Raw genomic sequence first — 25,348 nt, 5'->3', positions numbered from 1 at the left:
TGAGGGTTACGACGCTGCGCGTGAGTTACGAGACGCTACGCTTCGGTTCGACAAAGTGCTGCGGAATGCCGCGCGTGGTTTCGCGCATGATTTCTTGTTTGCCGTGAACGATGCCGTCGGCGATCTTGCCGATATGCAACTTGAGCCACATCTCCGTCGGCGAGCCGGCGCGATAGTCGGCCGGGCCGAGCATGTCGACGCGATCATCGGCACGCAAGTTGTCGGCCTGCTCGAACGAGCGCGGACTCTCTGGGTTGTAGACAGCATAGGTGCGACCACCGCCCTTGCGCGCGACCGAAAACGCCGGAATATCGCTCGGCCCATCAGCCACATAGATCATGTTGGCGAACGGCACGCGGCGCTCGTCCTCGGCAATCGACGAGTTCACACTCACCGCTTCCGGGTGCTTGTTGACGCCCTTGTTGATCTCAAACAGTGCGCGCGTCTTGGTGGTGTTGTCGATGGCGTAGATGATTTCCGAGACGACCTGCCTGCCATCAGCGTTGGCGTCGGGCGCCTCAAGGAATTCACAGCCCCACACGCCGTCGATGTATGGGGCGATGGGCGAGCCCTTGATCATCTCCGTCAGGCCCGTGCTGACGATGTAATGCTCAAGCTTGATGTCGAACGCTTGGTAGGTTGCGTTGTCGCGCACCCACGCTTTGCTGCGCTCGAAGAAATCGGTCACGCCGGGGAAGAATTCGAGTTCGGCGCCCAGTTCACGGAGCGTGGCATTGTCGAGGCCACCCATGCGGCCGTCGCGCACATGGCGCAGCAGCACGTTGAGGTAGAACGTTTCGTGGTTGACCTTCTGACCGCGCGATTCGATTTCGCGCGAGCCTGCGGCCACCTCGTCCCAAAAACCCTGCTCGGCGATATTGAAGCGATCGAACAGCGGCACTTGCATGTAGCGCGGGATCAGCGTCTTGTCGAAATCCCAGACGATGGCGATGCGATTTTGCTCGAACAGGCGGCTCATGATGGGGCGCGAAGGGGCAACGGGAGGAACTCGCGACGCAGTGTAAACAAAAAAACGGCTGGACATCGTCCAGCCGTTTTTCTTAGCGGAAACCGCCCGCTTACTGCTGCTGTTGCTGCTGTTGTTGCGAGGCAGCGTCGTCAGCACCCGGTGCTTGCGGTGCAGCGGCCGGCACGTCGCCTTCTTCAGCCTTGGCAGCCTTGATCGACAGACGCATGCGGCCCTTCTCGTCGGTGCTCAGCAGCTTCACGCGCACAGCCTGGCCTTCCTTCACATAGTCGGAAACCTGGTTCACGCGCTCATTGGCGATTTCCGAGATGTGCAGCAGACCATCCTTGCCCGGCAGGATGTTTACGATTGCGCCGAAATCCAGCAGCTTCAGCACGGTGCCGTTATAGATCTTGCCCACTTCGGCTTCTGCTGTGATGCCTTCGATGCGGCGCTTGGCTTCTGCCATGCCTTCCGACGACGTCGACGCGATGGTGATCGTGCCGTCTTCCTGGATGTCGATCGTGCAGCCGGTTTCCTTGGTCAGCGCCTGGATGGTCGAACCGCCCTTGCCGATCACGTCGCGGATCTTCTCCGGATTGATCTTGACCGTGATCATGCGCGGAGCGTGCTCCGACAGCTCGGTGCGTGCGCCACCCATGGCTGCCTGCATCTTGCCCAGGATGTGCAGACGGCCTTCCTTGGCTTGTGCCAGTGCCACCTGCATGATTTCCTTGGTGATGCCCTGCACCTTGATGTCCATCTGCAGTGCGGTAATACCAGCGTCGGTACCAGCGACCTTGAAGTCCATATCGCCCAGGTGATCTTCGTCACCGAGGATGTCGGTCAGCACTGCGAACTTGTTGCCTTCCAGGATCAGGCCCATGGCCACGCCGGCCACGTGCGCCTTGATGGGCACGCCAGCGTCCATCAGCGACAGCGAGCCGCCGCACACCGAAGCCATCGACGACGAACCGTTCGACTCAGTGATTTCGGACACCAGACGGATCGTGTAAGCGAATTCATCGTCCTTCGGCAGCACCGGGATCAGTGCGCGCTTGGCCAGACGGCCGTGGCCGACTTCGCGGCGCTTCGGGCTTCCCACGCGGCCGGTTTCGCCCGTGGCGAACGGCGGCATGTTGTAGTGAAGCATGAAGCGGTCACGGTACTCGCCTTGCAGCGCGTCGATGATCTGCTCGTCGCTCTTGGTGCCCAGGGTGGCCACCACCAGCGCTTGCGTTTCACCACGCGTGAATAGGGCCGAGCCGTGCGCACGCGGCAGCACCGACGAGCGGATCTCGATCGGGCGCACCGTGCGGGTGTCGCGGCCGTCGATACGCGGTTCGCCGCTCAGGATCTGACCGCGCACGATCTTCGATTCCAGCTCAAACAGGATGTTGTCGACTTCCACGCCGTCGGCTTCCACACCGGCCTCGGCCAGCTTGGCGGCAACCGACTTGTAGACTTCCTTCAGCTTCTGGCTGCGGGCCGACTTCTGGCGCAATTGGTATGCAGCTTGCAGATCAGCCAGGCCGAGTTCGGACACCTTGGCGACCAGCGCTTCGTTCTTCGGAGCCGCTTGCCAATCCCACTCAGGCTTGCCGCCGTCGCGCACCAATTCGTGGATCGCGTTGATGGCGATCTGCATTTGCTCGTGGCCATACACCACGGCGCCCAACATGACTTCTTCCGACAGTTGCTGCGCTTCGGATTCGACCATCAGCACGGCACGCTCGGTACCGGCCACAACCAGGTCCAGATCGGAATGCGCGAGTTGCGCACGGTTTGGGTTCAGCAGGTACTGGCCATCCTTGTAACCCACGCGGGCAGCGCCCACCGGGCCGTTGAACGGCAGACCCGACACAGCCAGCGCAGCCGAAGCAGCGACCAGCGCCGGGATGTCGGCCGGCACTTCCGGGTTGATCGACAGCACGTGGATGACGACCTGGACTTCGTTGTAGAAGCCTTCCGGAAACAGCGGACGCAGCGGACGATCGATCAGGCGCGAGGTCAGCGTTTCGTTTTCCGACGGACGGCCTTCACGCTTGAAGAAGCCACCGGGAATCTTGCCCGCAGCGTAGGTCTTCTCGAGGTAATCGACGGTCAGCGGGAAGAAGTCCTGACCCGGCTTCGGGTTCTTGGCGCCCACCACGGTAGCGAGCACGACGGTGTCGTCCATGTCGAGCAGCACAGCGCCGCTCGCCTGGCGGGCGATCTCACCCGTTTCCATGCGGACCTTATGGCCGCCCCACTGGAATTCTTTGACGATCTTGTTGAACATGTTTTCTCCTGTTCGGTATTCGCGGCACCGACGATTCAAAGTCGATTTCCATTACGCCGCGACAAACACGTTCCGGAAGACGGTGCGGTTGCAGAGGTGTGTTTTATGCCATTCCAGCGCCGCGCTGGCACCAACGCCGCGCTGGAATGACACAAGGCCCTGCTTCCTGCCGCCTCCGGTCCATGGCAGCCGCCTCATCGATTGAATCGGCCGGCTGCCATCACTCACCGGTTGCCCGGCGCGGCCACAAACGCGGCCGCCAAAAACAAAATGCCTGCATCAGCACGCTGACGCAGGCACTTTTCATCACGCGCAGTGCGTGATACCCACCATTACTTACGCAGACCCAGCTTTGCAACCAGCGCGGTGTAACGGTCAGCGTCCTTGCTCTTGAGGTAGTCCAGCAGACGGCGACGACGGCTCACCATGCGGAGCAGGCCGCGACGGCTGTGGTGATCCTTCATGTGCGCCTTGAAGTGCGGCTGCAGTTCGTTGATGCGGGCAGTCAGCAGTGCAACCTGCACTTCCGGGCTACCCGTGTCGTTGGCGCTGCGGCCGTTATCTTTGACGATGTCTTGCTTCTTGATGTCAGCGACGGACATTTTGATTCCTTTGACTTGCGGACACTGCAGCGCCTGAATAGCCGCCGTTGGTGCCGTGTTGAACAATGATCTTGCTACCCACCCGATCCAAAACCGGTCTGGACAGCAAGACCGCGATTATAGCCCAGAACCCCGCCCTGACGACAGTTCTGTGTCATCCCGCTCAGTGGCGCACCATTTTGCAAGTTGTCGGCAAAGCGGTTTGCGAAGCAGGAATCACTTTTAGCGTACGAAAACCGTAGCCGGAGCCCTCGATATCGAAGGGCGCGCCAAGCGTACCCGCCCGCTCCATCTGCGTGACGATAAGCGGCTGTATGGCCTGGTGATCCTCCGCTCGCAAGGTGACGCGGTGGAAGCCGTTGTCCAGCGATGCGCCTTCCAGCGCACGTGCCACGGCGGTGGCCTCCGTGGTACCGGCCCGCTCGATGGCGGCGGCCAGCATGTCGATCATCATCTGGTCGCGCAGCAGTGGGTAGTCGTCGGCGGGTGCCGGATAGCGGGCACGGAAGGCCCTATAGAACGCATCGGACTTGGCGCCACCCAGGTTCGGGTGCCACTCTGCCACGGCCACCACGCGACCGACGCCGGCTTCGCCCATCGCGCCTGGTGCGCCGAGCGAGTTGCCATAAAACGTAAAGAAGCGCGCCTTGAGCCCGGCATCTCGTGCAGCCTTGACGAGCAGCGTCAGATCGTTGCCCCAGTTGCCGGTGATGACCGTATCCGCACCCGACGCGGCAATGCGCGCCACATACGGCGCAAAGTCCTTCACCTTGCCGATCGAGTGCAGAACCTCGCCCACGATCGCTATGTCCGGCCGCTTCTCACCCAACTGCTGACGCGCCGATTGCGCCACCTGGCGACCGAACGTGTAGTCCTGCCCAATCAGATAGACCCTTTTGATCGCCTTGTCCGCGCGAATCACTTCCGTCAGCGCGTGCATGCGCATATCTGCCGACGCGTCGAAGCGGAAATGCCAGAAGCTGCATGCCTCGTTGGTCAGCGCCGGATCGACGGCGGCGTAGTTCAGGAACAGCACGCGCGCGTCCGGATGACGGTCGTTGTGGCGCGAAATCGACGTCGACAACGCAGCCGCAGCCGCCGAACTATTGCCCTGCAGAACGAAACGGATACCCCCGTCCGTAGCGGCTTGCAATTGCAGCAACGATTCGTCGACGGTGTTTTTACTATCGAAGCGCACGAGCGCAAGCGGATGACGGCCATCGGGCAGCTTCACACCGCCGCGTGCATTGACGTTCTCAATGGCCATGCGCAGATTGCGATCCACCGCCTCGCCCGCATTGGCAAACGGGCCAGACAGCCCTTCAATCAGCGCCAGCCGGATTGGCGCTGCTTCAGGCTGGGCAGTTGCCGCGCCACACAACCCTACAGCCGCCAGCGCGGCCACAAACCAACGAAACACCATGGCAAATCTCCGTGAAGCGCGGATGGTAAAGCGCCGTTGCATGTCGGCACAAGCCAGCACCACTCGCACGGGCTCCTACACTGAAAGCCCCGGGAGAATCATTGTGAGCATTCGATCAATATGGCGGAGCGCGGCGCTGCTCGCTGTAGCGCTGACATCAATGTGCGCGTGTACCGTGCTGGCGCCCATACAAACGGGCGAAGCACTGGTCGGCCAACCTGCTTCTGCCGTGGAAGCCCGCTTTGGCAAACCGCCCGAGAGGTATCCGCGTGCGAATGGCGGCACGCGCTGGCTATATCCAACGCAGCCCTATGGGCAATTCACATATGCCGCTGATTTCGATGCGAGCGGCAAGCTTGTCTCATTCCGGCAGATTCTGACCACAATGGATTTTGCGCAGATCCGCGTCGGCACAGCGACGCGAGCTGACGTGCTGCAGACGTTCGGCAAGCCCGAAGAGACCGCCTATTTCCGGCTGATGGATCGGCAGGTGTGGTCGTATCGCTTTAGGCACGAGGGCGTGTGGCCATCGCTGATGAACTTCTATTTCGATCGCGACGGCATCGTGCGCCTCACGCAGGTCACCCCAGACCCGATGTACGACCACGATCACGATTCCAGTCGGTAAGCCAGCGCTAAACGCCAGAACGGCAACATCCACGCGAGGCGCATCGCCTGGCGTGGACATTCGGGTCGGCCATGTCGTGGATCGCACAGACATCGCTCTCAAAGACGGCTGGCGTGGCGCACGCTCCTGACGTGTCCAGTGCCGCCGCACCCGCTTCGCGTTCCGGTGGATAACCGGGTGCGCGCTCAGTGGTGATCGTGTTGGGGTCTAGGCTGACTCCTGCGTGTGTTGGTAAAACCCGCGATCAGATCTGCGGGTTGAGTTTTTCGCTGCTCTTGTCCTGCAGCTTGTTCAGTGCGGCAAGGTAAGCCTTGGCCGAAGCCGCAACGATGTCCGGATCGGTACCCACACCGTTGACGATGCGGCCCGACTTGGACAGCCGCACCGTCACTTCGCCCTGCGCCTGAGTGCCTGTCGTGATGGCGTTAACCGAATACAGCAGCTGCTCGGCGCCACTGGCGACCTTGCTCTCAATCGCATTGAGCGTCGCGTCAACCGGGCCATTGCCCTCCGCTTCGCCCGTCACTTCCTTGCCGTCTGCAACGAAGACGATGCGCGCGTGCGGACGCTCACCAGTTTCCGAACGTTGGGCCAGCGACACGAACCGGAAATGCTCGCCCTCGCTGTGCTGTGCTTCGTTCGAAACGATGGCGACGATGTCCTCATCAAAGATCTCGGCCTTTTGATCAGCCAGCTCCTTGAAGCGGGTGAAGGCTGCGTTCAGTTCGGCTTCTGAGTCGAGCTCAATGCCCAGTTCCTGCAGGCGCTGCTTGAACGCATTGCGGCCCGAGAGTTTGCCCAGGACAATCTTGTTGGCTGTCCAGCCCACGTCTTCGGCACGCATGATTTCGTATGTGTCGCGCGCCTTGAGCACCCCATCCTGGTGGATGCCCGAAGCGTGCGCGAACGCGTTGGCGCCCACGACAGCCTTGTTCGGCTGGACGACAAAACCGGTGATCTGCGAAACCAGCTTGGATGCCGGCACGATCTGCGTGGTATCGACACCAACGTCGAGATTGAAGTAGTCGCGACGCGTCTTCACGGCCATCACCACCTCTTCGAGGCTGGTATTGCCGGCACGCTCGCCCAGGCCGTTGATCGTGCATTCGATCTGGCGTGCGCCGCCCAGTTTGACAGCGGCCAACGAGTTCGCGACCGCCATTCCAAGGTCGTTATGGCAATGCACCGACCAGACCGCCTTATCGGAATTCGGGATGCGCTCGCGCACCGAGCGGATCAGCGCGGCATAACCCTCCGGCACCGCGTAGCCCACCGTATCCGGCAGGTTGATGGTGGTCGCGCCCTCGGCGATCACGCCTTCCAGTACGCGGCACAGAAAATCCATGTCGGAGCGGCTGCCATCTTCCGGCGAGAACTCGATGTCGTCGGTGAACTGGCGCGCGAAGCGCACCGCCAGGCGCGCCTGCTCGTACACCTGATCCGGCGACATGCGCAGCTTCTTCTCCATGTGCAACGCCGATGTAGCGATGAACGTGTGGATACGAAACTGGCCGGCCGGCTTGAGCGCCTCAGCGGCGCGGGAAATATCGCGGTCATTCGCGCGGGCCAGCGAGCAAATGCGCGAATCCTTGACCGACTGGGCAATCGCGCGGATCGCCTCGAAGTCACCGTTGGAGCTGGCCGCGAAGCCGGCTTCGATCACGTCCACCTTGAGCCGCTCAAGCTGCTTGGCGATGCGGATCTTCTCTTCCTTGGTCATCGACGCCCCAGGGGACTGCTCGCCGTCGCGCAAGGTGGTATCGAAAATAATGAGTTTGTCGCTCATGGCGGCTCCTGGTGGGGTGACGTTTTTGGCGTCGGTCTTAGTGGGTGTCTCGAATGGTTTTTGCGGCGCAGAATGCAAAACGCCCCGGCGTGCATGGTTGCAGGCCGGGGCGCTGTGAATCCTGGTTCGCGAAAACTTGGCGGTTTCTGCTTGCCTTGTCTTGCGATTTCCTATGCGCGTGTCCCGACCTGACGACCTAGTAGGCCACCAATCGAGACTAGCGTAATCAGAATGGAAATCGGGCGCGAAAGCATGCGATCGACTATAGACGAATTCAAAAATCGGCGCAAGCGCACATTGGTGCAGCGCATCGGTCACTCATGCGCATCGCCCGACGCTTGTTTGGGCAAGCGCGGACTCCCCTGTTGCCCGTGCAGCGCACGCCAGCCCCACAGCAAGTAGCCCGATACAGCGTAACCAACAAAGAGGCCGAACAACGCAACCGGCGGATCGCTCGATATCACCACGAACAACACCAGCACGAGCACCATCACGCCAAATGGCACGCGGTGACGAACGTCGAGCGCTTTGCCGCTGTAGAACGGTGCGTTCGACACCATCGACAGCCCTGCATACAGCGTCAGCCCGAAGGCCACCCACGGCATCCACAGCTCTTTGACCGGCAGCTTGTTGTCGATCGCCAGCCAGACAAAGCCCGCGATGAGCGCTGCGGCTGCCGGGCTCGGCATGCCTTGGAAGAAGCGCTTGTCGACCGACCCGATGTTGGTATTAAAACGCGCGAGACGCAGTGCGGCGCCAGCGCAATACACGAACGCCGCAAGCCAGCCCCACTTGCCCAGATCGCGCAGGATCCATTCGTACATGACCAATGCCGGCGCAACGCCGAACGACACCATGTCCGATAGCGAATCGTATTGCTCGCCGAACGCGCTTTGCGTATTGGTGATGCGGGCGACTCGGCCATCCATGCCATCGAGCACCATCGCCGCGAAGATGGCGATCGCAGCCGTCTCAAAGTTCAGGTTCATCGCCTGCACGATGGCGAAGAAGCCGGCGAACAGCGCTGCGGTCGTGAACGCGTTGGGCAGCAGATAGATGCCGCGACGGCGCGGACGCACGATCTCAAGATCGTCGTCATCCGAACGCGGCTGGTTGTGCCGCAGCGGACGCAAGTGCGTCACGTTGCCGGCGGTAAAACGCTTCTTGCGTCGGTTGAACGCGGGCATGGCGGCCTCCGAATCAGTCCAGCTCAGCAAGCACCGTGAGCGTGGCGGACACTTTTTCGCCGATGGTCACGCGCGGGCGTGCCGTCAGCGGCAGGTACACATCAACGCGGGAGCCAAAGCGGATGAAACCATAGCGTTGGCCACGCGTGAGCGCTTCGCCTGCCTTGGTATAGCAAAGGATGCGCCGCGCGATCAATCCAGCCACCTGCACCGAAGTGACGAGCTGGCCATCAGCACGGCGCAGCACGATGGCGTTGCGCTCGTTTTCGAGCGACGCCTTGTCCAGGTCCGCATTGACGAATTTGCCAGGGAAGTATTGCACCTGCTGCACCGTGCCATCGACCGGCGCGCGGTTCGAGTGCACGTTGAACACGTTCATGAACACGCTGATCTTTAGCGAGTCGCGATCCGCATACGGGTCACGCACCTGCTCGACGGCGACAATGCGACCATCGGCCGGGGACAGAATCGCATTGGCTTGCGTTGGCACGGCGCGGGCCGGATCGCGGAAAAACTGCAGCACAAACAGCGTCAGCACCCAGAACGGCCAAGCCCAGCCGAAGCCGGCGGCGGCCTGCACGATGAGCGTGACGATGAAAATCCCGCCCAGGTACGGCCAACCCTCGCGGGCGATGATGGGATGCGGATACGTGTTGTTCAAATCAGACCTCGACAGCGTCTTGAAGGAAATGCGGCATTCTAGCCGACACGGGGCCGCGCCAGCACTTGAAACAATGTTTGGCGCCTTGGAATCAGCATAAAAAAAAGCCAGCCCGAAGGCTGGCTTTCTCGCACAGGATGCAACCGATCAGTTCTTCGTCTGGTCAACCAGCTTGTTCTTGGCGATCCAGGGCATCATCGCGCGCAGCTTGGCACCAACTTGCTCGATCTGGTGCTCTTCGGTCAGGCGGCGGCGCGAGATTAGCGTCGGTTGGCCTGCCTTGTACTCCAGCAGGAAGCTCTTGGCGTATTCGCCGGTCTGAATGTCCTTCAGGCATTGCTTCATGGCCTTCTTGGTCTCTTCCGTCACGACGCGCGGGCCAGTGACGTACTCGCCGTATTCGGCGTTGTTCGAGATCGAGTAGTTCATGTTGGCGATGCCGCCTTCATAGATCAGATCGACGATCAACTTCAGCTCGTGCAGGCACTCGAAGTACGCCATTTCCGGAGCGTAACCAGCTTCCACCAGCGTCTCGAAACCAGCCTTGATCAATTCGACGGTACCGCCGCACAGCACAGCCTGTTCGCCGAACAGGTCGGTTTCGGTTTCTTCGCGGAAGTTGGTTTCGATGATGCCGGCACGGCCGCCGCCGTTGGCGGTAGCGTACGACAGGGCGATATCACGTGCGGCGCCCGACTTGTCCTGGTGCACGGCGATCAGGTGCGGCACGCCGCCACCTTGCGTGTACGTGCCACGCACGGTGTGGCCCGGAGCCTTCGGTGCGATCATGATGACGTCCAGGTCCGCGCGCGGGATCACGGCACCGTAGTGCACGTTGAAGCCGTGGGCGAATGCCAGAGCAGCGCCCTGCTTGATGTTGCCGTGCACTTCGTTCTTGTACACGTCGGCGATCTGCTCGTCCGGCAGCAGGATCATGACAACGTCGGCTTCCTTCACAGCCTCGGCCACTTCCTTGACCTGCAGGCCGGCGTTGACGGCCTTGTTCCACGACGCGCCGTTCTTACGCAGACCGACCGTCACCTTCACGCCCGAGTCGTTCAGGTTCAGGGCATGGGCGTGGCCTTGCGAGCCATAGCCGATGATAGTGACGTTCTTGCCCTTGATCAGGGAGAGGTCGGCGTCCTTGTCGTAAAACACTTTCATGGTGATGTCCTAATTTTCAAATATCGATGGAGTCCGGCAGCACGCACGCGCCGGTTCAAACCTTCAGAATGCGCTCGCCGCGGCCGATGCCCGAGCCGCCCGTACGGACGGTCTCAAGAATGGCAGTGCGATCGATGGCATCGAGAAACGCGTCGAGCTTGCTGCCGTTGCCGGTCAGCTCGATCGTGTAAGTCTTCTCGGTCACGTCGATGACGCGGCCGCGGAAGATATCCGCCGTACGCTTCATCTCCTCGCGCTCCTTGCCGACCGCACGCACCTTCACGAGCATCAGCTCGCGCTCGATGTGCGCACCTTCGGTCAGGTCGACGACCTTGACGACTTCCACCAGGCGGTTCAGGTGCTTGGTGATCTGCTCGATGATGTCGTCCGAACCGGTCGTAACGATCGTCATCCGCGACAGCGACGCGTCCTCGGTCGGAGCGACCGTCAGCGTCTCAATGTTGTAGCCGCGCGCCGAGAACAGCCCCACCACACGCGACAGTGCGCCGGCTTCGTTTTCCAGCAGGACGGAAATGATGTGACGCATTACAGGTCCTCCGCGCCGAGCAGCATTTCGGAAATGCCCTTGCCTGCCTGGACCATCGGCCAGACGTTTTCGGTCGGGTCGGTCTGGAAGTCGAGGAACACGGTGCGATCCTTCAGTCGGAAAGCTTCGCGCAGCGCGGGCTCGACGTCAGCGGTCTTTTCGATGCGCATGCCCACGTGACCATACGATTCGGCCAGCTTTACGAAGTCGGGCAGCGCCTGCATGTAGGAATGCGAGTAACGGTTGTCATACTCGATTTCCTGCCACTGGCGCACCATGCCCAGGTAGCCATTGTTGAGCGAGCAGATCTTCACCGGGGTGTTGTACTGCAGGCAGGTCGACAACTCCTGGATGCACATCTGGATCGAGCCCTCACCGGTAATGGTGACGACTTCCTTGTCCGGGAACGCCTTCTTGATGCCCATGGCGTACGGCAGGCCCACACCCATCGTGCCCAGGCCACCGGAATTGATCCAGCGGCGCGGCTCGTTGAACTTGTAGAACTGCGCGGCCCACATCTGGTGCTGACCGACGTCGGAGCAGACGAAAGCGTCGCCGTTGGTCAGTTCCCAAATCTTCTCGACCACGTACTGCGGCTTGATGATCTCGGAATTGCGGTCGTACTTCAGGCAATCGACGCTGCGCCACTGTTCGATCTGTTCCCACCACTTGGCCAACGCCGTCTTGTTCGGCTTGGCTTCGCCGGACTGGATCTGGGCAATCATCTCCTGCAGCACGTCCTTGACGTTGCCGACGATGGGGATGTCGACCTTCACCCGTTTGGAGATGGACGACGGATCGATGTCGATGTGGATGATCTTGCGCGGCTGCGACGTGAAGTGCGCCGGGCTGCCGATCACGCGGTCATCAAAGCGCGCACCGATGGCGATCAGCACGTCGCAGTTCTGCATCGCCATGTTGGCTTCGTACGTGCCGTGCATGCCCAGCATGCCCACGAACTGCTTGCTCGTGCCCGGGAATGCGCCCAGGCCCATCAGCGTGTTCGTGACCGGGTAACCCGTCAGCGCAGCCAGTTGGCGCAGCTCTTCGCTGGCCTCGGCAAGCACCACGCCGCCACCGGAGTAGATGTACGGACGCTCGGCCTGCAGCAGCAGGCTCACCGCCTTACGGATCTGGCCGGAGTGCCCCTTGTTGACGGGGTTGTACGAGCGCATCTCGATCGCCTTCGGATACTCGTACTTGCACATCTCGCGCGAGACATCCTTCGGGATGTCCACCACCACCGGGCCCGGACGGCCGGTCGAGGCGATGAAGAACGCCTTCTTAATGGTCGAAGCGAGGTTGCGCACGTCCTTGACCAGGAAGTTGTGCTTGACGATCGGTCGGGTGATGCCGACGGTGTCGCATTCCTGGAAGGCGTCCTGTCCGATGGCGTGCGTCGGCACGTTGCCGGTGATGATCACCATCGGGATCGAATCCAGGTAAGCGGTGGCGATGCCGGTCACGGCATTGGTCACGCCCGGGCCGGAAGTCACGAGGGCGACACCGACCTTGCCCGTGGCGCGCGCATAGCCGTCAGCCGCATGGACTGCCGCCTGTTCATGGCGCACCAGGATGTGTTCGATCTTGTTTTGCTTGTAGAACGCGTCGTAGATATAGAGCACCGCGCCGCCGGGGTAACCCCAGACGAACTCGACGCCCTCTGCCGCGAGCGCATTGACGAGGATGTCAGCCCCCATCATGTCGGCAGATGAACCGCTATTGGCGTGGGAAAATTCCGCGCTTGGCATATTCATGTCAGTCCTTTGCAATTTTCGGCAAAAAATTGTTTGGATGCTCTCTACCGGGCTTGTGGCGCGGATTTGAGCGGTGCGCGTCTGCATGGATGGTCCGCCTGATGGGCGGCCAGATGAGACAAACCACAGATGTTGTGAACCGGGAATAATACTGCAATGCCGCATAGCGGTCCAGCGTCGGCGCGATTCCCCACTCCTGGCGGCCCGCCCGACCGTTGGACTGTCCGCGGAGCCGCATTTTTGCTAGCATCGCAACATTTTTCACGGCCAAGGCCGTTGACGCCGCGCGGCGTGATCATCACATCCTGTGAATGTGAATTTTCGCGTGGCTGCCTCACAGGATTCGCACCCGCCGTTGTATGGCCTCTGAACAGGAACTGTCGGCCTTTCTCTCAAGCGTCGAGAAACGCGCCTTCAAGCAGGCGGTCTTCGCGGTGCGCGACGACGATGCCGCGCTTGATATCGTGCAGGACGCCATGATCAAGCTGGCCGAGAAATACGGCGACAAGCCGAGCGCCGAGCTACCCCTGCTGTTCCAGCGCATTCTGCAGAACACGATTCACGACTGGTTTCGCCGCTCCAAGGTGCGCAACACCTGGGTGAGCCTGTTCTCCAGCTTCCGCACGGACGCTGAGGGCGACGACACCGACCCGCTTGAACTGATCGAAAGCGAAGCCGGCACCACAGCGGCGGAAAGCAGCGCCGACAAATTCGAGCGCTCGCAGATGCTGGAAATCCTGGAACGCGAAATCGAGAAGCTGCCCACACGTCAACGGGAGGCCTTCCTGATGCGTTATTGGGAGGACATGGATGTTGCCGAGACAGCCCAGGCAATGGGCTGTTCCGAGGGCAGTGTAAAGACGCACTGCTCGCGGGCAACACACGCCCTGGCCCAAGCGCTGCGGGCGCGAGGGATCCGACTATGAACAAGGTAGAACTCCGAGAACGCCGTTTTGTGCATGCCGTCCGAACCGCTCTGAATGAGTCGGCCGGACAGTTGCCGCCCGACGTACGCGACCGCCTCGCAGCGGCGCGCCGGACAGCGCTTGCGCACAAGAAAGCGGAAGTGCCCGGCACAGTGCGCTCGCCCGCCTTGGCGATGCCGGGCGTCGGCTCCGTGTCTTTCGAGACGGAAGGCGAAGTGCCGTCGCCGCTGCAACGCGCCGCCGCAGTCCTGCGTCGCCTCGGCCTGCTGTGGCCGACCATCGCTCTGGTGGCGGGCCTCGCAGGCATTTATCAGTGGCAACAGCAGCAACGCGTGGACGAGCTCGCGGAGGTCGATGCCGCGATGCTGCTCGATGATCTGCCGCTGGCCGCTTACGCCGATCAAGGCTTCCATCAGTACCTCAAGCACGATCAGTGAAAGGCTGATCGATGAGCAACTTCCAACACACCCCCGGCCAATCACCGCGAGGCGCAAAGACCCTGTGCCTACGCGCCAGCATCGTCGCGTTGATCGGCGCTGCCGGCCTGATGGCGGGACTGGCGATCGCGCAGGTTCCGGCCGCTTCGGCGCCTGCAGCGGCGCCGGGCGTGACAGTCAACGCGCCGGTTGATCTGCCGACACCGCCCGCAACCAATCCGCTACCCGCCGTCCACCCGAACTGGGCCGAGTTGACCATCGTGCAGCAGCGCATCTTCGCGCCGCTGGCGCCCGAATGGAACAGCCTGCCAGAACTGGCCCGCCAAAAGTGGTTGCAGATCGCCCGGGCATATCCGAAATACACGCCGGCTCAGCAGCAGCGCCTGCAAACGCGCATGGCGGATTGGGTCAAGCTCACGCCGGAGCAACGCCACCGCGCTCGTGAGAATTTCCAGACCACCAAGTCGCTTCCGGTGCAGAAGAAGAGCGAGGCCTGGCAGAGCTACCAGCAACTGACGGAAGAGCAGAAGAAAGCGCTGGCTGCCGCGGCCAAGGCGCAAAAGCATCCGACAGCAGTGACGGCGCTGCCGGGCGGCGCAAGGTTGGCGAAGGACGCGGCCAAATCGATCCATCACGGTGCGCGCACCAAGCCAGGTACGACTAAGTCGGCGCCGACGAGCAAGCCGACAGCCACGGCATCCGCGCCGGTTGCAGCCCCTGCGCCCGAACCTGCCGCTACGGCACCTGCAAGCGCGCCGCTCACGCCTGTACACCCTGTTGCACCGTCCACCACCACCGGTGGAGAATCCGGCAATCCGCCACCCTCCACGGTGCTGGGCGGCTGAGGCCGGCAAACCCTTTGGCATAATCCGAACCACGTGCCGCACGACACCCAGCGCGCCGGCACATGATGGACTGCGCTGACGGCGCTCACACTCTGTTCGATGGCCACCTCCGTTTCCTCATCTTCACCCGTTGCGGCACCTGATCCGCTTGCCGCGCCCACGCTGCGCCGCCGTCTTGCCGCGATGCTCTACGAGGGCCTGCTGCTGTTTGGCGTGATGTTTGGCGCCACGGCTGTCTTTCTGCTCCTGCGCCTGATCGTGCCGCCCCTGGCGCGCACCGGCGATGTGGGGCTGCAGGTGTGGGGCTTTTTGGCGCTCGGTCTGTACTTCGTTTGGTTCTGGCGCAAGCGCGGCCAGACGCTGGCGATGCAGACGTGGCGCATGCGCGTGGTCAACGCCGATGGATCGCGTATTTCGCTGGGGCGCGCAGTTGCGCGCTATCTGCTGGCGTGGATATGGGTGGCCGCGGCAGTCGGCGTGATCCACCTGAGCGGAGCGTCCCGCTGGGCCGGCGCGGGTGTCGCTCTGGCGTGCCTGCTGGCTTGGGGCGCGCTGGCGTGGCTCGATCCGCAGCGCCAGTTCCTGCACGATCGCCTGGCCGGCACGCGGCTGGTGCGCGACTGATCGGTTTCACGCTCGGCGGCGACCTCCACCATGACGCGCGCCGATCTGCCCACCTCGCCTGTTCCCCTCGCCTTCCTGACCGCGGCCACTGCGCGCCGCATTGCCGTGGCGCTGCAGTGTGCGGCAACGCTGGCGGTTGGCTGGGCGGCGCATTACTGGGGCGGATGGAGTTGGCCGACTGCAAGCCTGCTCGCTGGCGCGGCGCTGGTGCTGGGTTATCTCCTTTCGGTCGGATGGGCGTTCCTGGTGTCCCTGAAGAGCCTGGGCACCGCGATACCGGACGACCCCGTGTGGGACCGCATGCCCGTGCCGCGTACGCATCGTATCGGCGTCGCCGGCTTCATGGGGTGTTGGCTGCGCGAATGTGTATCCGTAGCGTGGATGTTCAATGTGCTGCAACCGTTCCGGGCGCACGCTGCGTTCCAAGCGCCGGCGGGCGATGGCAACCGCGTGCCTGTGCTGATGATCCACGGCTACGGCTGCAATCACGCGGTGTGGTTGCCAATGCAGCAATACGTGGCCGCCGCCGGGCACCCCACGGATGCCATCGATCTCATGCCGCTGCTGGGCGACATCGACGACTACGCCCGCGACATTGCCGCCGCCGTCGCGCGCCTGACGCGCACGCATGGCCGTGCGCCCGTCCTGCTCTGCCACAGCATGGGCGGGCTCGCCGCCCGAGCGCTGCTGCGCCAATCGGAGCCCTGCCCCATCGCCCACGTCATCACGCTCGGCACGCCGCATCGGGGCACCGCGATGGCGCGTACGGGGCGCGGCCACAACGTGCGCCAGATGGCTTGGGCGAGTCCTTGGCTGCGCCAGCTTGCAGCGTCCGAAACGCCTGACGTGCGCGCACGCATCACGTCGATTTTTTCGTGGCACGATTCCATCGTCGGCCCGGCCGGTGCGTCCTGGCTGGAAGGCGCGCGGCACATCCCGTTTGGGGGCATCGGCCATGTGTCGCTGCTATGCGACGCTCGCGTGCGCGACGCTGTGCTGACGGAACTCGCCCGCATTGAAGGCCTCTCCGCGATCTCATCGGCCTGAAACGCGCGCCCGGCGCAGGTCTCGGGCGCAAGCCCACCCCCTTCTCGGCAAACACGTCATGTGACGGTCATGTTTCTGACACGGCTCTTTCATGCAGCGATGGCGAAATCCGTCCAACGCAGCCTCTGTTGCCGACATGGTCCTGCCAAATCTGCCATCGCGCCCTGGTTTCCTCCGCCGCCTCGCGCAACGCTTTCGCGCTGCTCCCCTCACCGGTTCCGACTGGAATGCTCCACCGCCTCTGATGCAAATGGCTGCCGGACTTGCCGCTGCCGGCGCGCTGGGCTCGGCTGTGCCAGCGGGCCGCGGCGATGTGCGCGAGCACGAAGCACCGGCCGCCACGCCAGCTTCCACGTTGGCGCCAGAGCACTCGGCTGATACGGACACTGACCCGCCTGCCGAAAAAATCCAGCGCTACCGCACGATCTGGCTGTCGGACATCCACCTCGGCACGCCGGGCTGCCAGGCCGATTACCTGCTCGACTTTCTGAAGCACCACGAATCGGACACGCTGTACCTGGTGGGGGACATCGTTGACGGCTGGCAACTGCGCAAGGGCTGGTACTGGCCGCAGGCACACAACGATGTGGTGCAAAAGGTGCTGCGCCGCGCGCGCAAAGGTACTCGTGTGGTGTTCATCCCGGGCAACCACGACGAGATGGCGCGTCAGTTCCACGGCCTGAACTTTGGCGATATCGAAGTCGCTGAAGATGCAGTGCACGTGACCGCCACTGGCAAGCGCCTGTGGGTTGTGCACGGCGACCTGTTTGACGGCGTGATGCAGCACGCCCGCTGGCTGGCCTACGTGGGCGACTCGCTCTACACCTTCATCCTGGCGATGAACCGGCACTTCAACCGCATCCGCGTGCGGCTTGGGTTTCCGTACTGGTCTTTGTCGCAATACCTGAAGCATCAGGTCAAGAACGCAGTCAACTTCATCAATTCGTTCGAGCGCGTGATGACGGACGAAGCGCGCCGCCGCGGCTGCGACGGCGTGGTCTGCGGGCATATCCACAAAGCCGAGATCCGCGAGATCGACGGCCAGCTTTACTGCAACGACGGCGACTGGGTGGAGAGCCTTTCTGCCCTGGTCGAAACCATGGAAGGCGAACTGCAGATCGTCTACTGGACGCATCTGCTCGATGCGCCGCGCACATCCCGCCGCGCACGCCGTGCCGCTGCGGCCGCCGCCTAATGGAAGCCCCTATGACCAACACCAGCATCGACCTCGTGCAGCACGCCGCAGCCCAACCTACCCCCCAAGGAGAGCCCGTGAAAGTCATGATCGTCACCGATGCCTGGGAACCGCAGGTCAACGGCGTCGTCCGTACCCTCACCCAGACGCGTCGCGAACTGGAAGCCATGGGGCACATCGTCGACATGATCACGCCGCTGGAATTCAAGACGGTGCCGTGCCCGACGTATCCGGAAATCCGCCTGTCGATCCTGCCGGCCAAGCGCGTGCGCGAGCGCATCGAGAAGTTCGCCCCGCAGGCGCTACACATTGCCACCGAAGGCCCGCTGGGCCTCGCCGCACGCGCCTACGCGCTGCGCCACAAGCTGCCCTACACGACCGCGTACCACACCCGTTTTCCGGAGTACGTGCAGGCGCGCTTCGGCATTCCGCTGGCGTGGACGTATCGCTTTCTGCGCTGGTTCCACAGCCCTGCCCAGGCGGTGATGGCACCGACACCCGTAGTGCTGAAAGACCTTGCCGACTACGGCATCACCAACGGCGTGCTGTGGACGCGCGGCGTGGATCTGGACATCTTCACCGCCCAGCGCAGCAACGTGCTTAATACGGCCCATCCGATCTTCCTGTACGTCGGCCGTGTGGCCGTGGAGAAGAACGTCGAAGCCTTCCTGGAGCTGGATCTGCCGGGCTCCAAATGGGTGGTGGGTGAAGGCCCCGCCCTGGCCGGGCTGAAGGCGAAGTACCCGAACGCGAGCTACCTCGGCGTACTCAAGCAACCGGAGCTGGCCAAGGTGTACGCCTCGGCCGACGTGTTCGTCTTCCCGAGCCGCACCGACACGTTCGGCCTGGTACTGCTGGAGGCACTGGCCAGCGGCCTGCCGGTTGCCGCGTATCCGGTGACGGGGCCGATCGACGTGTTGGGCGATTCGCCGGCCGGTGCGTTGCGCGAAGACTTGCGCGAAGCATGCCTGGAAGCGCTGCGTATCGACCGTGCCACGGCGCGTGCGCATGCCGAGAAGTTCTCGTGGCGCGCGGCCTCGGAGCAATTCCTCGCGCACCTGCGCCCGATGCCCGCCGCGCCGGCCGGCAACACCAAGGCCGCCGAGCCGTCCACCGCCGCGGGTGCCTGAGCCTTGCGTTCCATGAAGCCCACCACCCCGCCAGACCGGCGTCTGGAAAATCCGCCTGCACCACCAGCGGCCGGCGCCTATTCGCCGGCCGACAACCCGCATAAGGGCAATCGCGGCATCACGCGGGCATGGTTTGCGCTCAAGAACTCCATCAGCGGCATCCGCTTCGCCATCGACGAGGAAAGCGCGTTCCGCCAGGAATTGACGCTGTGCGCAATCCTGCTGCCCTGCGCGTTCGTCATCCCAGCCACGGTGGTCGAGCGCATTCTGATGCTCGGTACGCTGGTGCTGGTGCTCATCGTCGAGCTGCTCAATTCGAGCGTGGAAGCGGCGGTCGACCGTATCTCGTTGGAACAGCACGGGCTTTCCAAGCGTGCCAAGGATTTCGGCAGCGCAGCCGTCATGCTGGCCCTGCTGCTGTGCGCGGGGACGTGGTTGGCGATCGCCTGGCCATGGGTGGCCTCGCTGTTGCATTAGGAACACCAGCGAAAAACCGGCGACAACGTTTGGCAATGTCGACCCCACAGCATGTAGGGGTCGTTGCACAAGCACGATCTCTTATAATCCGGGCACCAATACGCCACGGAGACAGGGCCACCGGCCTTGGCAGTCAATGGAAACCAAGCAGCATTCCACCGGCCCGCGCCGCACGCGCGATCGCATCCTCGAAGTGTCGCTGCGCCTGTTCAACGACCTGGGCGAGCCCAACGTCACCACCACGACGATCGCCGAAGAGCTGGAGATCAGCCCGGGCAACCTGTACTACCACTTCCGCAACAAGGACGACATCATCAACTCGATCTTCGTGCAGTTCGAGCAGGAGATCGCGCGCCGTCTGAAGCTGCCGGATGACCACAAGGCCACACTCGACGAGACCTGGGGCTACCTGCAGTACATGTCGGAGTTTCTTTGGAACTACCGCTTCCTGTACCGCGACATCAACGATCTGCTCGCACGCAACCGCATGCTTGAACTGAACTTCAAGCGCATCGTCGAGCAGAAGCGCCACTTCGCCATGGACATCTGCCACCAGTTCATCGAAGACGGCGAGATGGAAGCCACGGCCGAGCAAATCGATGTCATCTGCACCAACATCGTCGTGATCGCCACCTACTGGTTGTCGTTCCAGTTCGTGCAGCACCCGCGCCAGTACAACGACCAGAACGCAATCCGCGACCACCTGCACGGCGCGAGCTACCACATCCTGTCGATCCTCGCGCCTTACCTGCGCGGCAAGCCGCGGCGGGCGTTCGATTTGCTGGCGGTGAGCCGCAGCAATGATCCGCCCATCAGCACCTCCGGCAACAAAACTCCCGCCCAATGAAATCGATCTGCGTTTATTGCGGTTCCAGCCCCGGCGAGCGCCCGGAATACAAAGCCAATGCCATCGCGCTGGGCAACGAGATGGTCAAGCGTGACCTCACGCTCGTCTATGGCGGCGGTAACGTCGGCCTGATGGGCGTGGTGGCCGACGCGGTGCTGCAAGGCGGCACTCCGGTGATCGGCATCATCCCGAAATCGCTGGTGCGCAAGGAGGTCGGCCATAAAGACCTGACCGAGCTGCACATCGTCGACAGCATGCACCAGCGCAAGCAGATGATGGCCGATCGTGCGGATGCCTTCATCGCCATGCCCGGCGGCGTCGGCACGTACGAAGAGCTATTCGAAACATTTACGTGGCTGCAGCTCGGCTATCACAACAAGCCGATCGGCCTGCTGAACGTAGCGGGCTTCTACGACAAACTGCTCGCCTTCATCGACCATGCTGTGCAGGAAGGCTTCCTCAAGCGCCACCACGCTGACCTGCTGCACGTGAGCGACGACCCCGCCGCGTTGATCGACATGCTGGCGCGTGCGCCCCGCGAGACCGTCGACAAGTGGTCGGAGCGTCGCGAGCGCACGTAGGGCGACATGCAAGATTCGTTGCTTACGATGGCGCTGTACGCGTCCCTGGTGCTGATCATGCCGGGGCCGACGAACATGCTGCTGCTCTCGTCCGGCCTCAAAGTAGGCGTGCGGCGGACGAGCCCGCTCATTGCCGTAGAGGCGCTGGGCTATGTCACTTCAATATCGCTGTGGGGATTCTTTCTGACCGCGCTGTCGGTCAGTCAGCCGTGGCTGCCAGCCGTCGTCAAACTGCTGAGTTCGGCCTACATCCTCTACTTGGCCGCAAAGATCTGGCGACAAAGCGGTGCACTGCAGCACGTTGTGGCGAATCCTGTCAGCTTGCGCGACATGTTCGCCACCACGTTGATGAACCCGAAGGCGCTGCTGTTTGCAAGCACGCTCTTCCCGCTCGCAGCATTCCAGTCCGCAGCCGATTTTGGGCGGACCATCGCCACGTTCCTGGTCGTGCTGGTGCCCATTGCTATCGGCTGGTCGTATTTGGGCATGCTGCTCACGACACGGCGCACGTGGGCGTCTCACACGCCCAAACTGTTGCGCGGTGCAGCGCTCGTACTGCTCACCTTCTCGGGAACACTGATGTATTCGGTGTTGAGCCGTTGAGCAGGAAGGCGCCGTTGGCCTAAAACGACGACCCTGGCTGGGTCAGAAACGCAACTTCCTCGGGTGTGGAAACGCGCCCGAGGGCTTCGTTGCGATGGGGGAAACGCCCGAAGCGCGCCACGATCTCGCGGTGCTTCTCCGCCCAGATGAGCGAGTCCGCATCACCTTCCTGATCGCGCAGGCGCGTGTAGAGGCGAATCGATTCGTCCTGCGCAGACAGTGCCTCGCTGTGCTCGAAAGGCAGGTAACAGAACATGCGGTGATGGCGCGTCGGCAGTCGCGCATCCCAGCCCGCGGCCACGACGATCTGCGCGGTGTGCAACGCAGCCGCGTCGCTGGCAAACGCGCGCGCACTGCCGCGAAACATGTTGCGCGAGAACTGGTCGAGCACAACGATGCGCGCGATGGCTTCGAGCGGCGTATCCATCCAGGTGTCGGCGTCGCCCGTAGAAAGCGCTTCCCACAGCAGCATGAAGCGCGCGCGGATCTCGGTATCGAACGCGTCGGATTTGGTGAACCATTCCGGCCGTGCGTCGATCAGCGGCGCGTTGCCGAACCAAAACGCGAGCACGTCATCGGCGGTGGGCAAACCGATCATCGGGGTCTCCTTTTTTTTGTAAGGTGCGCTATAGCGCGGCACCTTAGCGCTGCACGTTCCGCATCCAATCGGCGGTCTGCCAGAACGCCTGCATCAGGCGCATCCGCAGGGCTTCGTCCAAGCCGATATCTTGCATGGCGAGTGCCATGCAGCGCATCCATTGATCACGCTCCTGCGTGCCGATCTCGAACGGCAGATGGCGCGCGCGCAAGCGCGGGTGGCCAAAGCGCTCGATGAAATGATTCGGGCCGCCCAGCCAACCGCACAGGAACCAGAACAGCTTGTCGCGCGATCCATCCAGGCTTTGCGGATGCAGTGCGCGCAGCACGGCAAACTCGGGCTCCAGATCCATCAGGTCGTAGAAGCGATCAACGAGTTCGCGCACGCGCGCTTCGCCGCCAATCAGGTCAAAAGCCAGGGTTTCCTGGCCGGAAGTTGCGTCAGTCATACAGCGTCAGTCACGTCAAAAAATTCAGGCGTCGTCATGCGTCACGAAGCGTTGCCATGGCCGGGCGACGCAGCACGTCGCGCAAGCCCAGCCAGCCGCCAACAAAGGCACAAGCCATGCCGCTCACAACGCCCACCGGCAGGATCGCCGGGTTGAAACGATACGGAAAATCGAACACGTGCGCCGAGAGCACCCAACCGATGGCGATTGCGCCCACGCCGGCCATCAGCCCGGCCAAGCCGCCAACGATCAGCACTTCTGCATACTGCGTCTGGCGTACCACAGCGGAGCCCGCGCCCAGCGCGCGCAGCACGCCGGCATCGCGCAAGCGCTCGTCACGCGAGCCGGAGAGCGCGGCATAGAGCACCAGCACACCCGCCGCCAACGTAAAGACGAAGAGGAATTCCACCGCCGCCGTTACCTGATCCAGCACGCCCTGCACCTGCTGCAAGATCAGTTCGGTATCGACCACCGTGAGGTTCGGAAACTCACGCACGAGCTTGGCCGGCAGATCGGCCTGCCCGGCGGGAATTCGGAACGCGGTCACGTACGTCTGCGGCATGTCGTGCAGCGCCACGGGCGGCAGGATCACAAAGAAATTTACGCGCATCGAACTCCAGTCGAGCTTGCGCAATGACGTGATGGGCGCATCCACCGTCTGCCCGGCGACGTCGAAACGCAGCACGTCGCCCAGGCGCAGGTTGAGCGTCTTGGCAATGCCCTCTTCCACCGAGGCCTCGGGCTCCTGCCCGCTGAACCATTGGCCGGAAACAATGCGATTTTCAGGCGGCGGCTCGGTAGCGTACGACAGGTTGAATTCGCGTTCGACCAGGTTGCGGGCGCGCGATTCGGCATAGGTCTGGCGGTCGATCACCTGGCCATTCACCTGGGTTAGGCGTCCGCGCACCATCGGATAGAGCTGTGGGTCCGCCACACCAGCTTGGGCAAGGGCCTGCGCCACTGCCCGCATCTGATCGGGCTGGATATTGATGATGAAACGGTTGGGCGCATCGGCCGGGGTGGCGTTGTGCCACGAGCGGATCAGGTCATTGCGCGTCATGGCGAGCAACAGCAGCGCCATCAGGCCGACGGCAAGCGATACGGTTTGCAGCACGCTCACGCCGCGACGGCGCTCCAGTACGGCCAGTGCAAAGCGCCAACCCACGCTGAGCGCACGACCACGCCCCAGCGATACCGCCAGCGCGCGCAAGCCACCGGCGGCCAGGAGCGCAAACACAACGATGGCGCCGGCAAACCCGGCGGCCGTCAGCGCACCGAGCTTCACGTCGCGCGCAGATACCACGAGCAACGCGAAGAATGCCGCCGCGCCCAGCGCATAGCCAATCCACGCAGCAACGGCGCGCTCAGCCACATCGCGCCGCAGTACGCGCAGCGGCGCCACGCGCACGAGGCTCAGCAACGGCGGCACGGCAAAGCCAATGAGCAGCACCAGCCCCGCCGCCACGCCCACTACCGCAGGCCAAACAGATGGCGCGGGCAATGTCACCGTGACCAGATCACCGAGCGACGCAAGCAACAACCAGTGCGCGCCATAACCCAGCGCCACGCCCACGGCCGAACCCAGCACGCCGATCAACAAAAACTCCAGCGCGAACGTGCCGAGAATCTGCCCCTGCTTGAGCCCCAGGCACTTGATGACGGCCACCGCATCGGTATGCCGCGCGGTGTATCGGCGCGCGGCCATGGTGATCGCCACTGCGGCAATCATCGCGGCCAGCAAGGCGACGAGCGAGAGGAAGCGCTCGGCGCGATCCAGCGTTTCGCGCATCTGCGGTTGGCCGTTCTGCAACGACTCAACGCGCACGCCACGCAGCTGGCGCGTCTTCGTTTCGTTCTCGGCCCAGGTGCGGAACGCGCTGGCAGCGGCATCAGGGCCCGCCACCAGCAAGCGATACGTCACCCGGCTGCCGTAGGTGACGAGGCCCGTCGAACCCAGATCCGACATCGGCAACATCACCCGGGGGGCGAAATTCATGAAGCCGGCGCCGCGATCGAGTTCCTGGGTGATGACGTGAGCGATCTTGAAGGTGCGCGTGCCCAGGCGGATCGCATCGCCCACGCGAATGCCGAGCGCTTCGAGCAGCGGTGCGTCCACCCACACCGTGCCTGCGGCAGGAATGCCCCGGATTGGCGCGCCCACGGTGTCGCGCCCGTCATCGCTCGCCTTGAGGGTGCCGCGCAGCGGGTAACCCATGTCGACGGCCTTGATGGCGGCGAGTTGCGAAGCGGGTTCGCCTGAGGCGCCCTTGGCCAACGTGCTCGCCATGCTGGGGAAGGTGGCGGTGTGCGTGACCTGCAGGCCGCTCGCACGCGCATGCGCCTCGATGTCGGGTGGCAACGGCTGGTCGGACACGACAAGCACATCCGCGCCGATCAGTTGACGCGCATCGCGCTCCAAGCCGGCATGCATGCGGTCGGCCAGGAAACTGACGGACGCCAGCGCGGCCACGGCCAGCACCAGCGCGACGAGCAGGAGGTTCAGTTCGCCGGCGCGCCAGTCGCGGCGCAGCATGCGCAGGGCTTGGGTCCAGACGGAGAAACGTGACATGGGCAGAACATGGACGGG

At 63.0% G+C, this 25,348-nt stretch carries 25 protein-coding genes; 12 read left to right on the top strand and 13 right to left on the bottom strand.

The window, feature by feature from the left end; genetic code table 11:
• Positions 1–25 precede the first annotated feature (25 nt).
• The 4 genes from DOD19_RS04660 to DOD19_RS04645 form a co-directional block, all read right to left on the bottom strand.
• On the bottom strand, positions 26–979 hold the full coding sequence (locus tag DOD19_RS04660; RefSeq protein ID WP_024975287.1) for an HAD family hydrolase: 954 nt from the start codon (positions 977–979) through the stop codon (positions 26–28).
• A 100-nt stretch (positions 980–1,079) separates the two neighbouring features.
• On the bottom strand, positions 1,080–3,248 hold the full coding sequence (gene pnp / locus DOD19_RS04655; RefSeq protein ID WP_024975286.1) for a polyribonucleotide nucleotidyltransferase: 2,169 nt from the start codon (positions 3,246–3,248) through the stop codon (positions 1,080–1,082).
• Between the two features lie 332 nt (positions 3,249–3,580).
• Positions 3,581–3,850, bottom strand: coding sequence for a 30S ribosomal protein S15 (gene rpsO / locus DOD19_RS04650; protein ID WP_012436069.1), 270 nt, complete (start codon positions 3,848–3,850; stop codon positions 3,581–3,583).
• 163 nt (positions 3,851–4,013) lie between these two features.
• Positions 4,014–5,273 carry a branched-chain amino acid ABC transporter substrate-binding protein gene (locus tag DOD19_RS04645; RefSeq protein WP_112184262.1) on the bottom strand — a complete coding sequence of 420 codons (1,260 nt, stop codon included), beginning with the start codon at positions 5,271–5,273 and terminating at the stop codon, positions 4,014–4,016.
• Between the two features lie 160 nt (positions 5,274–5,433).
• Between DOD19_RS04645 and DOD19_RS04640 the strand changes: the two genes are divergently transcribed.
• Positions 5,434–5,901 carry a hypothetical protein gene (locus DOD19_RS04640; RefSeq protein ID WP_239497961.1) on the top strand — a complete coding sequence of 156 codons (468 nt, stop codon included), beginning with the start codon at positions 5,434–5,436 and terminating at the stop codon, positions 5,899–5,901.
• A gap of 244 nt (positions 5,902–6,145) precedes the next feature.
• On the opposite strand, the gene DOD19_RS04635 is transcribed toward DOD19_RS04640, so the two are convergent.
• The 6 genes from DOD19_RS04635 to DOD19_RS04610 all read right to left on the bottom strand — a co-directional run bounded on the left by DOD19_RS04635 (position 6,146) and on the right by DOD19_RS04610 (position 13,003).
• Entirely contained in the window at positions 6,146–7,687 is a 1,542-nt protein-coding gene (locus tag DOD19_RS04635; RefSeq protein WP_004630827.1) for a 2-isopropylmalate synthase, read from the bottom strand.
• A 314-nt stretch (positions 7,688–8,001) separates the two neighbouring features.
• Positions 8,002–8,874: a CDP-diacylglycerol--serine O-phosphatidyltransferase gene (gene pssA, locus DOD19_RS04630; protein ID WP_024975283.1), complete on the bottom strand. Its 873-nt coding sequence runs from the start codon at positions 8,872–8,874 to the stop codon at positions 8,002–8,004.
• Positions 8,875–8,887: 13 nt separating this feature from the next.
• Positions 8,888–9,535: a phosphatidylserine decarboxylase gene (locus DOD19_RS04625; protein ID WP_024975282.1), complete on the bottom strand. Its 648-nt coding sequence runs from the start codon at positions 9,533–9,535 to the stop codon at positions 8,888–8,890.
• 147 nt (positions 9,536–9,682) lie between these two features.
• Positions 9,683–10,699 (bottom strand): ketol-acid reductoisomerase, encoded by a 1,017-nt coding sequence (gene ilvC, locus DOD19_RS04620; protein WP_004630832.1) that lies wholly within the window; start codon positions 10,697–10,699, stop codon positions 9,683–9,685.
• A 55-nt stretch (positions 10,700–10,754) separates the two neighbouring features.
• Positions 10,755–11,246: an acetolactate synthase small subunit gene (gene ilvN, locus DOD19_RS04615; protein WP_021195003.1), complete on the bottom strand. Its 492-nt coding sequence runs from the start codon at positions 11,244–11,246 to the stop codon at positions 10,755–10,757.
• Complete coding sequence (locus DOD19_RS04610; RefSeq protein ID WP_112184260.1) at positions 11,246–13,003, bottom strand: acetolactate synthase 3 catalytic subunit; 1,758 nt, start codon at positions 13,001–13,003, stop codon at positions 11,246–11,248. Before DOD19_RS04610 ends, ilvN begins: the two co-directional genes overlap by 1 nt.
• A gap of 359 nt (positions 13,004–13,362) precedes the next feature.
• Between DOD19_RS04610 and DOD19_RS04605 the strand changes: the two genes are divergently transcribed.
• The 11 genes from DOD19_RS04605 to DOD19_RS04555 all read left to right on the top strand — a co-directional run bounded on the left by DOD19_RS04605 (position 13,363) and on the right by DOD19_RS04555 (position 21,715).
• A complete protein-coding gene (locus tag DOD19_RS04605) occupies positions 13,363–13,929 on the top strand; it encodes an RNA polymerase sigma factor (RefSeq protein ID WP_024975280.1) in 567 nt (188 codons plus the stop codon).
• Positions 13,926–14,366 carry a DUF3619 family protein gene (locus DOD19_RS04600; RefSeq protein ID WP_112184258.1) on the top strand — a complete coding sequence of 147 codons (441 nt, stop codon included), beginning with the start codon at positions 13,926–13,928 and terminating at the stop codon, positions 14,364–14,366. Before DOD19_RS04605 ends, DOD19_RS04600 begins: the two co-directional genes overlap by 4 nt.
• Positions 14,367–14,377: 11 nt before the next feature.
• On the top strand, positions 14,378–15,211 hold the full coding sequence (locus DOD19_RS04595; protein ID WP_112184256.1) for a DUF3106 domain-containing protein: 834 nt from the start codon (positions 14,378–14,380) through the stop codon (positions 15,209–15,211).
• Positions 15,212–15,310: 99 nt separating this feature from the next.
• Positions 15,311–15,835, top strand: coding sequence for an RDD family protein (locus DOD19_RS04590; RefSeq protein WP_112184254.1), 525 nt, complete (start codon positions 15,311–15,313; stop codon positions 15,833–15,835).
• A 30-nt stretch (positions 15,836–15,865) separates the two neighbouring features.
• A complete protein-coding gene (locus DOD19_RS04585; protein WP_112184252.1) occupies positions 15,866–16,882 on the top strand; it encodes an alpha/beta fold hydrolase in 1,017 nt (338 codons plus the stop codon).
• Positions 16,883–17,126: 244 nt separating this feature from the next.
• A complete protein-coding gene (locus tag DOD19_RS04580; protein ID WP_112184250.1) occupies positions 17,127–18,077 on the top strand; it encodes a UDP-2,3-diacylglucosamine diphosphatase in 951 nt (316 codons plus the stop codon).
• An 86-nt stretch (positions 18,078–18,163) separates the two neighbouring features.
• Positions 18,164–19,207 carry a glycosyltransferase family 1 protein gene (locus tag DOD19_RS04575; protein ID WP_204360035.1) on the top strand — a complete coding sequence of 348 codons (1,044 nt, stop codon included), beginning with the start codon at positions 18,164–18,166 and terminating at the stop codon, positions 19,205–19,207.
• A gap of 12 nt (positions 19,208–19,219) precedes the next feature.
• A complete protein-coding gene (locus DOD19_RS04570; RefSeq protein WP_112184248.1) occupies positions 19,220–19,684 on the top strand; it encodes a diacylglycerol kinase in 465 nt (154 codons plus the stop codon).
• Between the two features lie 136 nt (positions 19,685–19,820).
• Positions 19,821–20,531 (top strand): TetR/AcrR family transcriptional regulator, encoded by a 711-nt coding sequence (locus DOD19_RS04565; protein WP_024975272.1) that lies wholly within the window; start codon positions 19,821–19,823, stop codon positions 20,529–20,531.
• Complete coding sequence (locus DOD19_RS04560; protein ID WP_045206171.1) at positions 20,528–21,112, top strand: TIGR00730 family Rossman fold protein; 585 nt, start codon at positions 20,528–20,530, stop codon at positions 21,110–21,112. Before DOD19_RS04565 ends, DOD19_RS04560 begins: the two co-directional genes overlap by 4 nt.
• A gap of 6 nt (positions 21,113–21,118) precedes the next feature.
• Positions 21,119–21,715, top strand: a complete 597-nt coding sequence (locus DOD19_RS04555; RefSeq protein WP_112184246.1) for a LysE family translocator — start codon at positions 21,119–21,121, stop codon at positions 21,713–21,715.
• A gap of 19 nt (positions 21,716–21,734) precedes the next feature.
• Here DOD19_RS04555 and DOD19_RS04550 read toward each other — a convergent pair whose 3' ends face one another.
• From DOD19_RS04550 to DOD19_RS04540, 3 genes are read right to left on the bottom strand one after another with little or no spacing between them, the layout of a single operon-like run.
• Positions 21,735–22,313 carry a DUF924 family protein gene (locus DOD19_RS04550; RefSeq protein WP_112184244.1) on the bottom strand — a complete coding sequence of 193 codons (579 nt, stop codon included), beginning with the start codon at positions 22,311–22,313 and terminating at the stop codon, positions 21,735–21,737.
• A gap of 43 nt (positions 22,314–22,356) precedes the next feature.
• The gene (locus DOD19_RS04545; protein WP_112184242.1) at positions 22,357–22,761 is read right to left on the bottom strand and encodes a group II truncated hemoglobin; all 405 of its coding nucleotides are present in this window, start codon (positions 22,759–22,761) and stop codon (positions 22,357–22,359) included.
• 34 nt (positions 22,762–22,795) lie between these two features.
• The gene (locus DOD19_RS04540; protein ID WP_112184240.1) at positions 22,796–25,330 is read right to left on the bottom strand and encodes an ABC transporter permease; all 2,535 of its coding nucleotides are present in this window, start codon (positions 25,328–25,330) and stop codon (positions 22,796–22,798) included.
• Positions 25,331–25,348 lie beyond the last annotated feature (18 nt).

The organism is Ralstonia sp. GX3-BWBA (assembly GCF_003290055.1).
In the GTDB taxonomy this organism is placed as follows: Bacteria; Pseudomonadota; Gammaproteobacteria; order Burkholderiales; family Burkholderiaceae; genus Ralstonia; species Ralstonia holmesii.
The sequence above is the reverse complement of the archived record's forward strand: the minus strand, read 5'-3'. Positions and strand labels throughout refer to the sequence as shown.

Excerpts from the sequence above, each read along its gene's own strand:
- DOD19_RS04580 (WP_112184250.1), top strand. The coding sequence starts at position 17,127 with ATGCAAATGGCTGCCGGACTTGCCGCTGCCGGCGCGCTGGGCTCGGCT.
- DOD19_RS04540 (WP_112184240.1), bottom strand. The coding sequence starts at position 25,330 with ATGTCACGTTTCTCCGTCTGGACCCAAGCCCTGCGCATGCTGCGCCGC.
- DOD19_RS04575 (WP_204360035.1), top strand. The coding sequence starts at position 18,164 with ATGATCGTCACCGATGCCTGGGAACCGCAGGTCAACGGCGTCGTCCGT.
- DOD19_RS04610 (WP_112184260.1), bottom strand. The coding sequence starts at position 13,003 with ATGAATATGCCAAGCGCGGAATTTTCCCACGCCAATAGCGGTTCATCT.
- rpsO (WP_012436069.1), bottom strand. The coding sequence starts at position 3,850 with ATGTCCGTCGCTGACATCAAGAAGCAAGACATCGTCAAAGATAACGGC.
- DOD19_RS04645 (WP_112184262.1), bottom strand. The coding sequence starts at position 5,273 with ATGGTGTTTCGTTGGTTTGTGGCCGCGCTGGCGGCTGTAGGGTTGTGT.
- DOD19_RS04600 (WP_112184258.1), top strand. The coding sequence starts at position 13,926 with ATGAACAAGGTAGAACTCCGAGAACGCCGTTTTGTGCATGCCGTCCGA.
- pnp (WP_024975286.1), bottom strand. The coding sequence starts at position 3,248 with ATGTTCAACAAGATCGTCAAAGAATTCCAGTGGGGCGGCCATAAGGTC.
- DOD19_RS04635 (WP_004630827.1), bottom strand. The coding sequence starts at position 7,687 with ATGAGCGACAAACTCATTATTTTCGATACCACCTTGCGCGACGGCGAG.
- DOD19_RS04550 (WP_112184244.1), bottom strand. The coding sequence starts at position 22,313 with ATGATCGGTTTGCCCACCGCCGATGACGTGCTCGCGTTTTGGTTCGGC.
- DOD19_RS04595 (WP_112184256.1), top strand. The coding sequence starts at position 14,378 with ATGAGCAACTTCCAACACACCCCCGGCCAATCACCGCGAGGCGCAAAG.
- ilvN (WP_021195003.1), bottom strand. The coding sequence starts at position 11,246 with ATGCGTCACATCATTTCCGTCCTGCTGGAAAACGAAGCCGGCGCACTG.
- DOD19_RS04545 (WP_112184242.1), bottom strand. The coding sequence starts at position 22,761 with ATGACTGACGCAACTTCCGGCCAGGAAACCCTGGCTTTTGACCTGATT.
- DOD19_RS04585 (WP_112184252.1), top strand. The coding sequence starts at position 15,866 with ATGACGCGCGCCGATCTGCCCACCTCGCCTGTTCCCCTCGCCTTCCTG.
- ilvC (WP_004630832.1), bottom strand. The coding sequence starts at position 10,699 with ATGAAAGTGTTTTACGACAAGGACGCCGACCTCTCCCTGATCAAGGGC.
- DOD19_RS04660 (WP_024975287.1), bottom strand. The coding sequence starts at position 979 with ATGAGCCGCCTGTTCGAGCAAAATCGCATCGCCATCGTCTGGGATTTC.
- DOD19_RS04590 (WP_112184254.1), top strand. The coding sequence starts at position 15,311 with ATGGCCACCTCCGTTTCCTCATCTTCACCCGTTGCGGCACCTGATCCG.
- DOD19_RS04605 (WP_024975280.1), top strand. The coding sequence starts at position 13,363 with ATGGCCTCTGAACAGGAACTGTCGGCCTTTCTCTCAAGCGTCGAGAAA.
- pssA (WP_024975283.1), bottom strand. The coding sequence starts at position 8,874 with ATGCCCGCGTTCAACCGACGCAAGAAGCGTTTTACCGCCGGCAACGTG.
- DOD19_RS04560 (WP_045206171.1), top strand. The coding sequence starts at position 20,528 with ATGAAATCGATCTGCGTTTATTGCGGTTCCAGCCCCGGCGAGCGCCCG.
- DOD19_RS04565 (WP_024975272.1), top strand. The coding sequence starts at position 19,821 with ATGGAAACCAAGCAGCATTCCACCGGCCCGCGCCGCACGCGCGATCGC.
- DOD19_RS04555 (WP_112184246.1), top strand. The coding sequence starts at position 21,119 with ATGCAAGATTCGTTGCTTACGATGGCGCTGTACGCGTCCCTGGTGCTG.
- DOD19_RS04640 (WP_239497961.1), top strand. The coding sequence starts at position 5,434 with ATGTGCGCGTGTACCGTGCTGGCGCCCATACAAACGGGCGAAGCACTG.
- DOD19_RS04570 (WP_112184248.1), top strand. The coding sequence starts at position 19,220 with ATGAAGCCCACCACCCCGCCAGACCGGCGTCTGGAAAATCCGCCTGCA.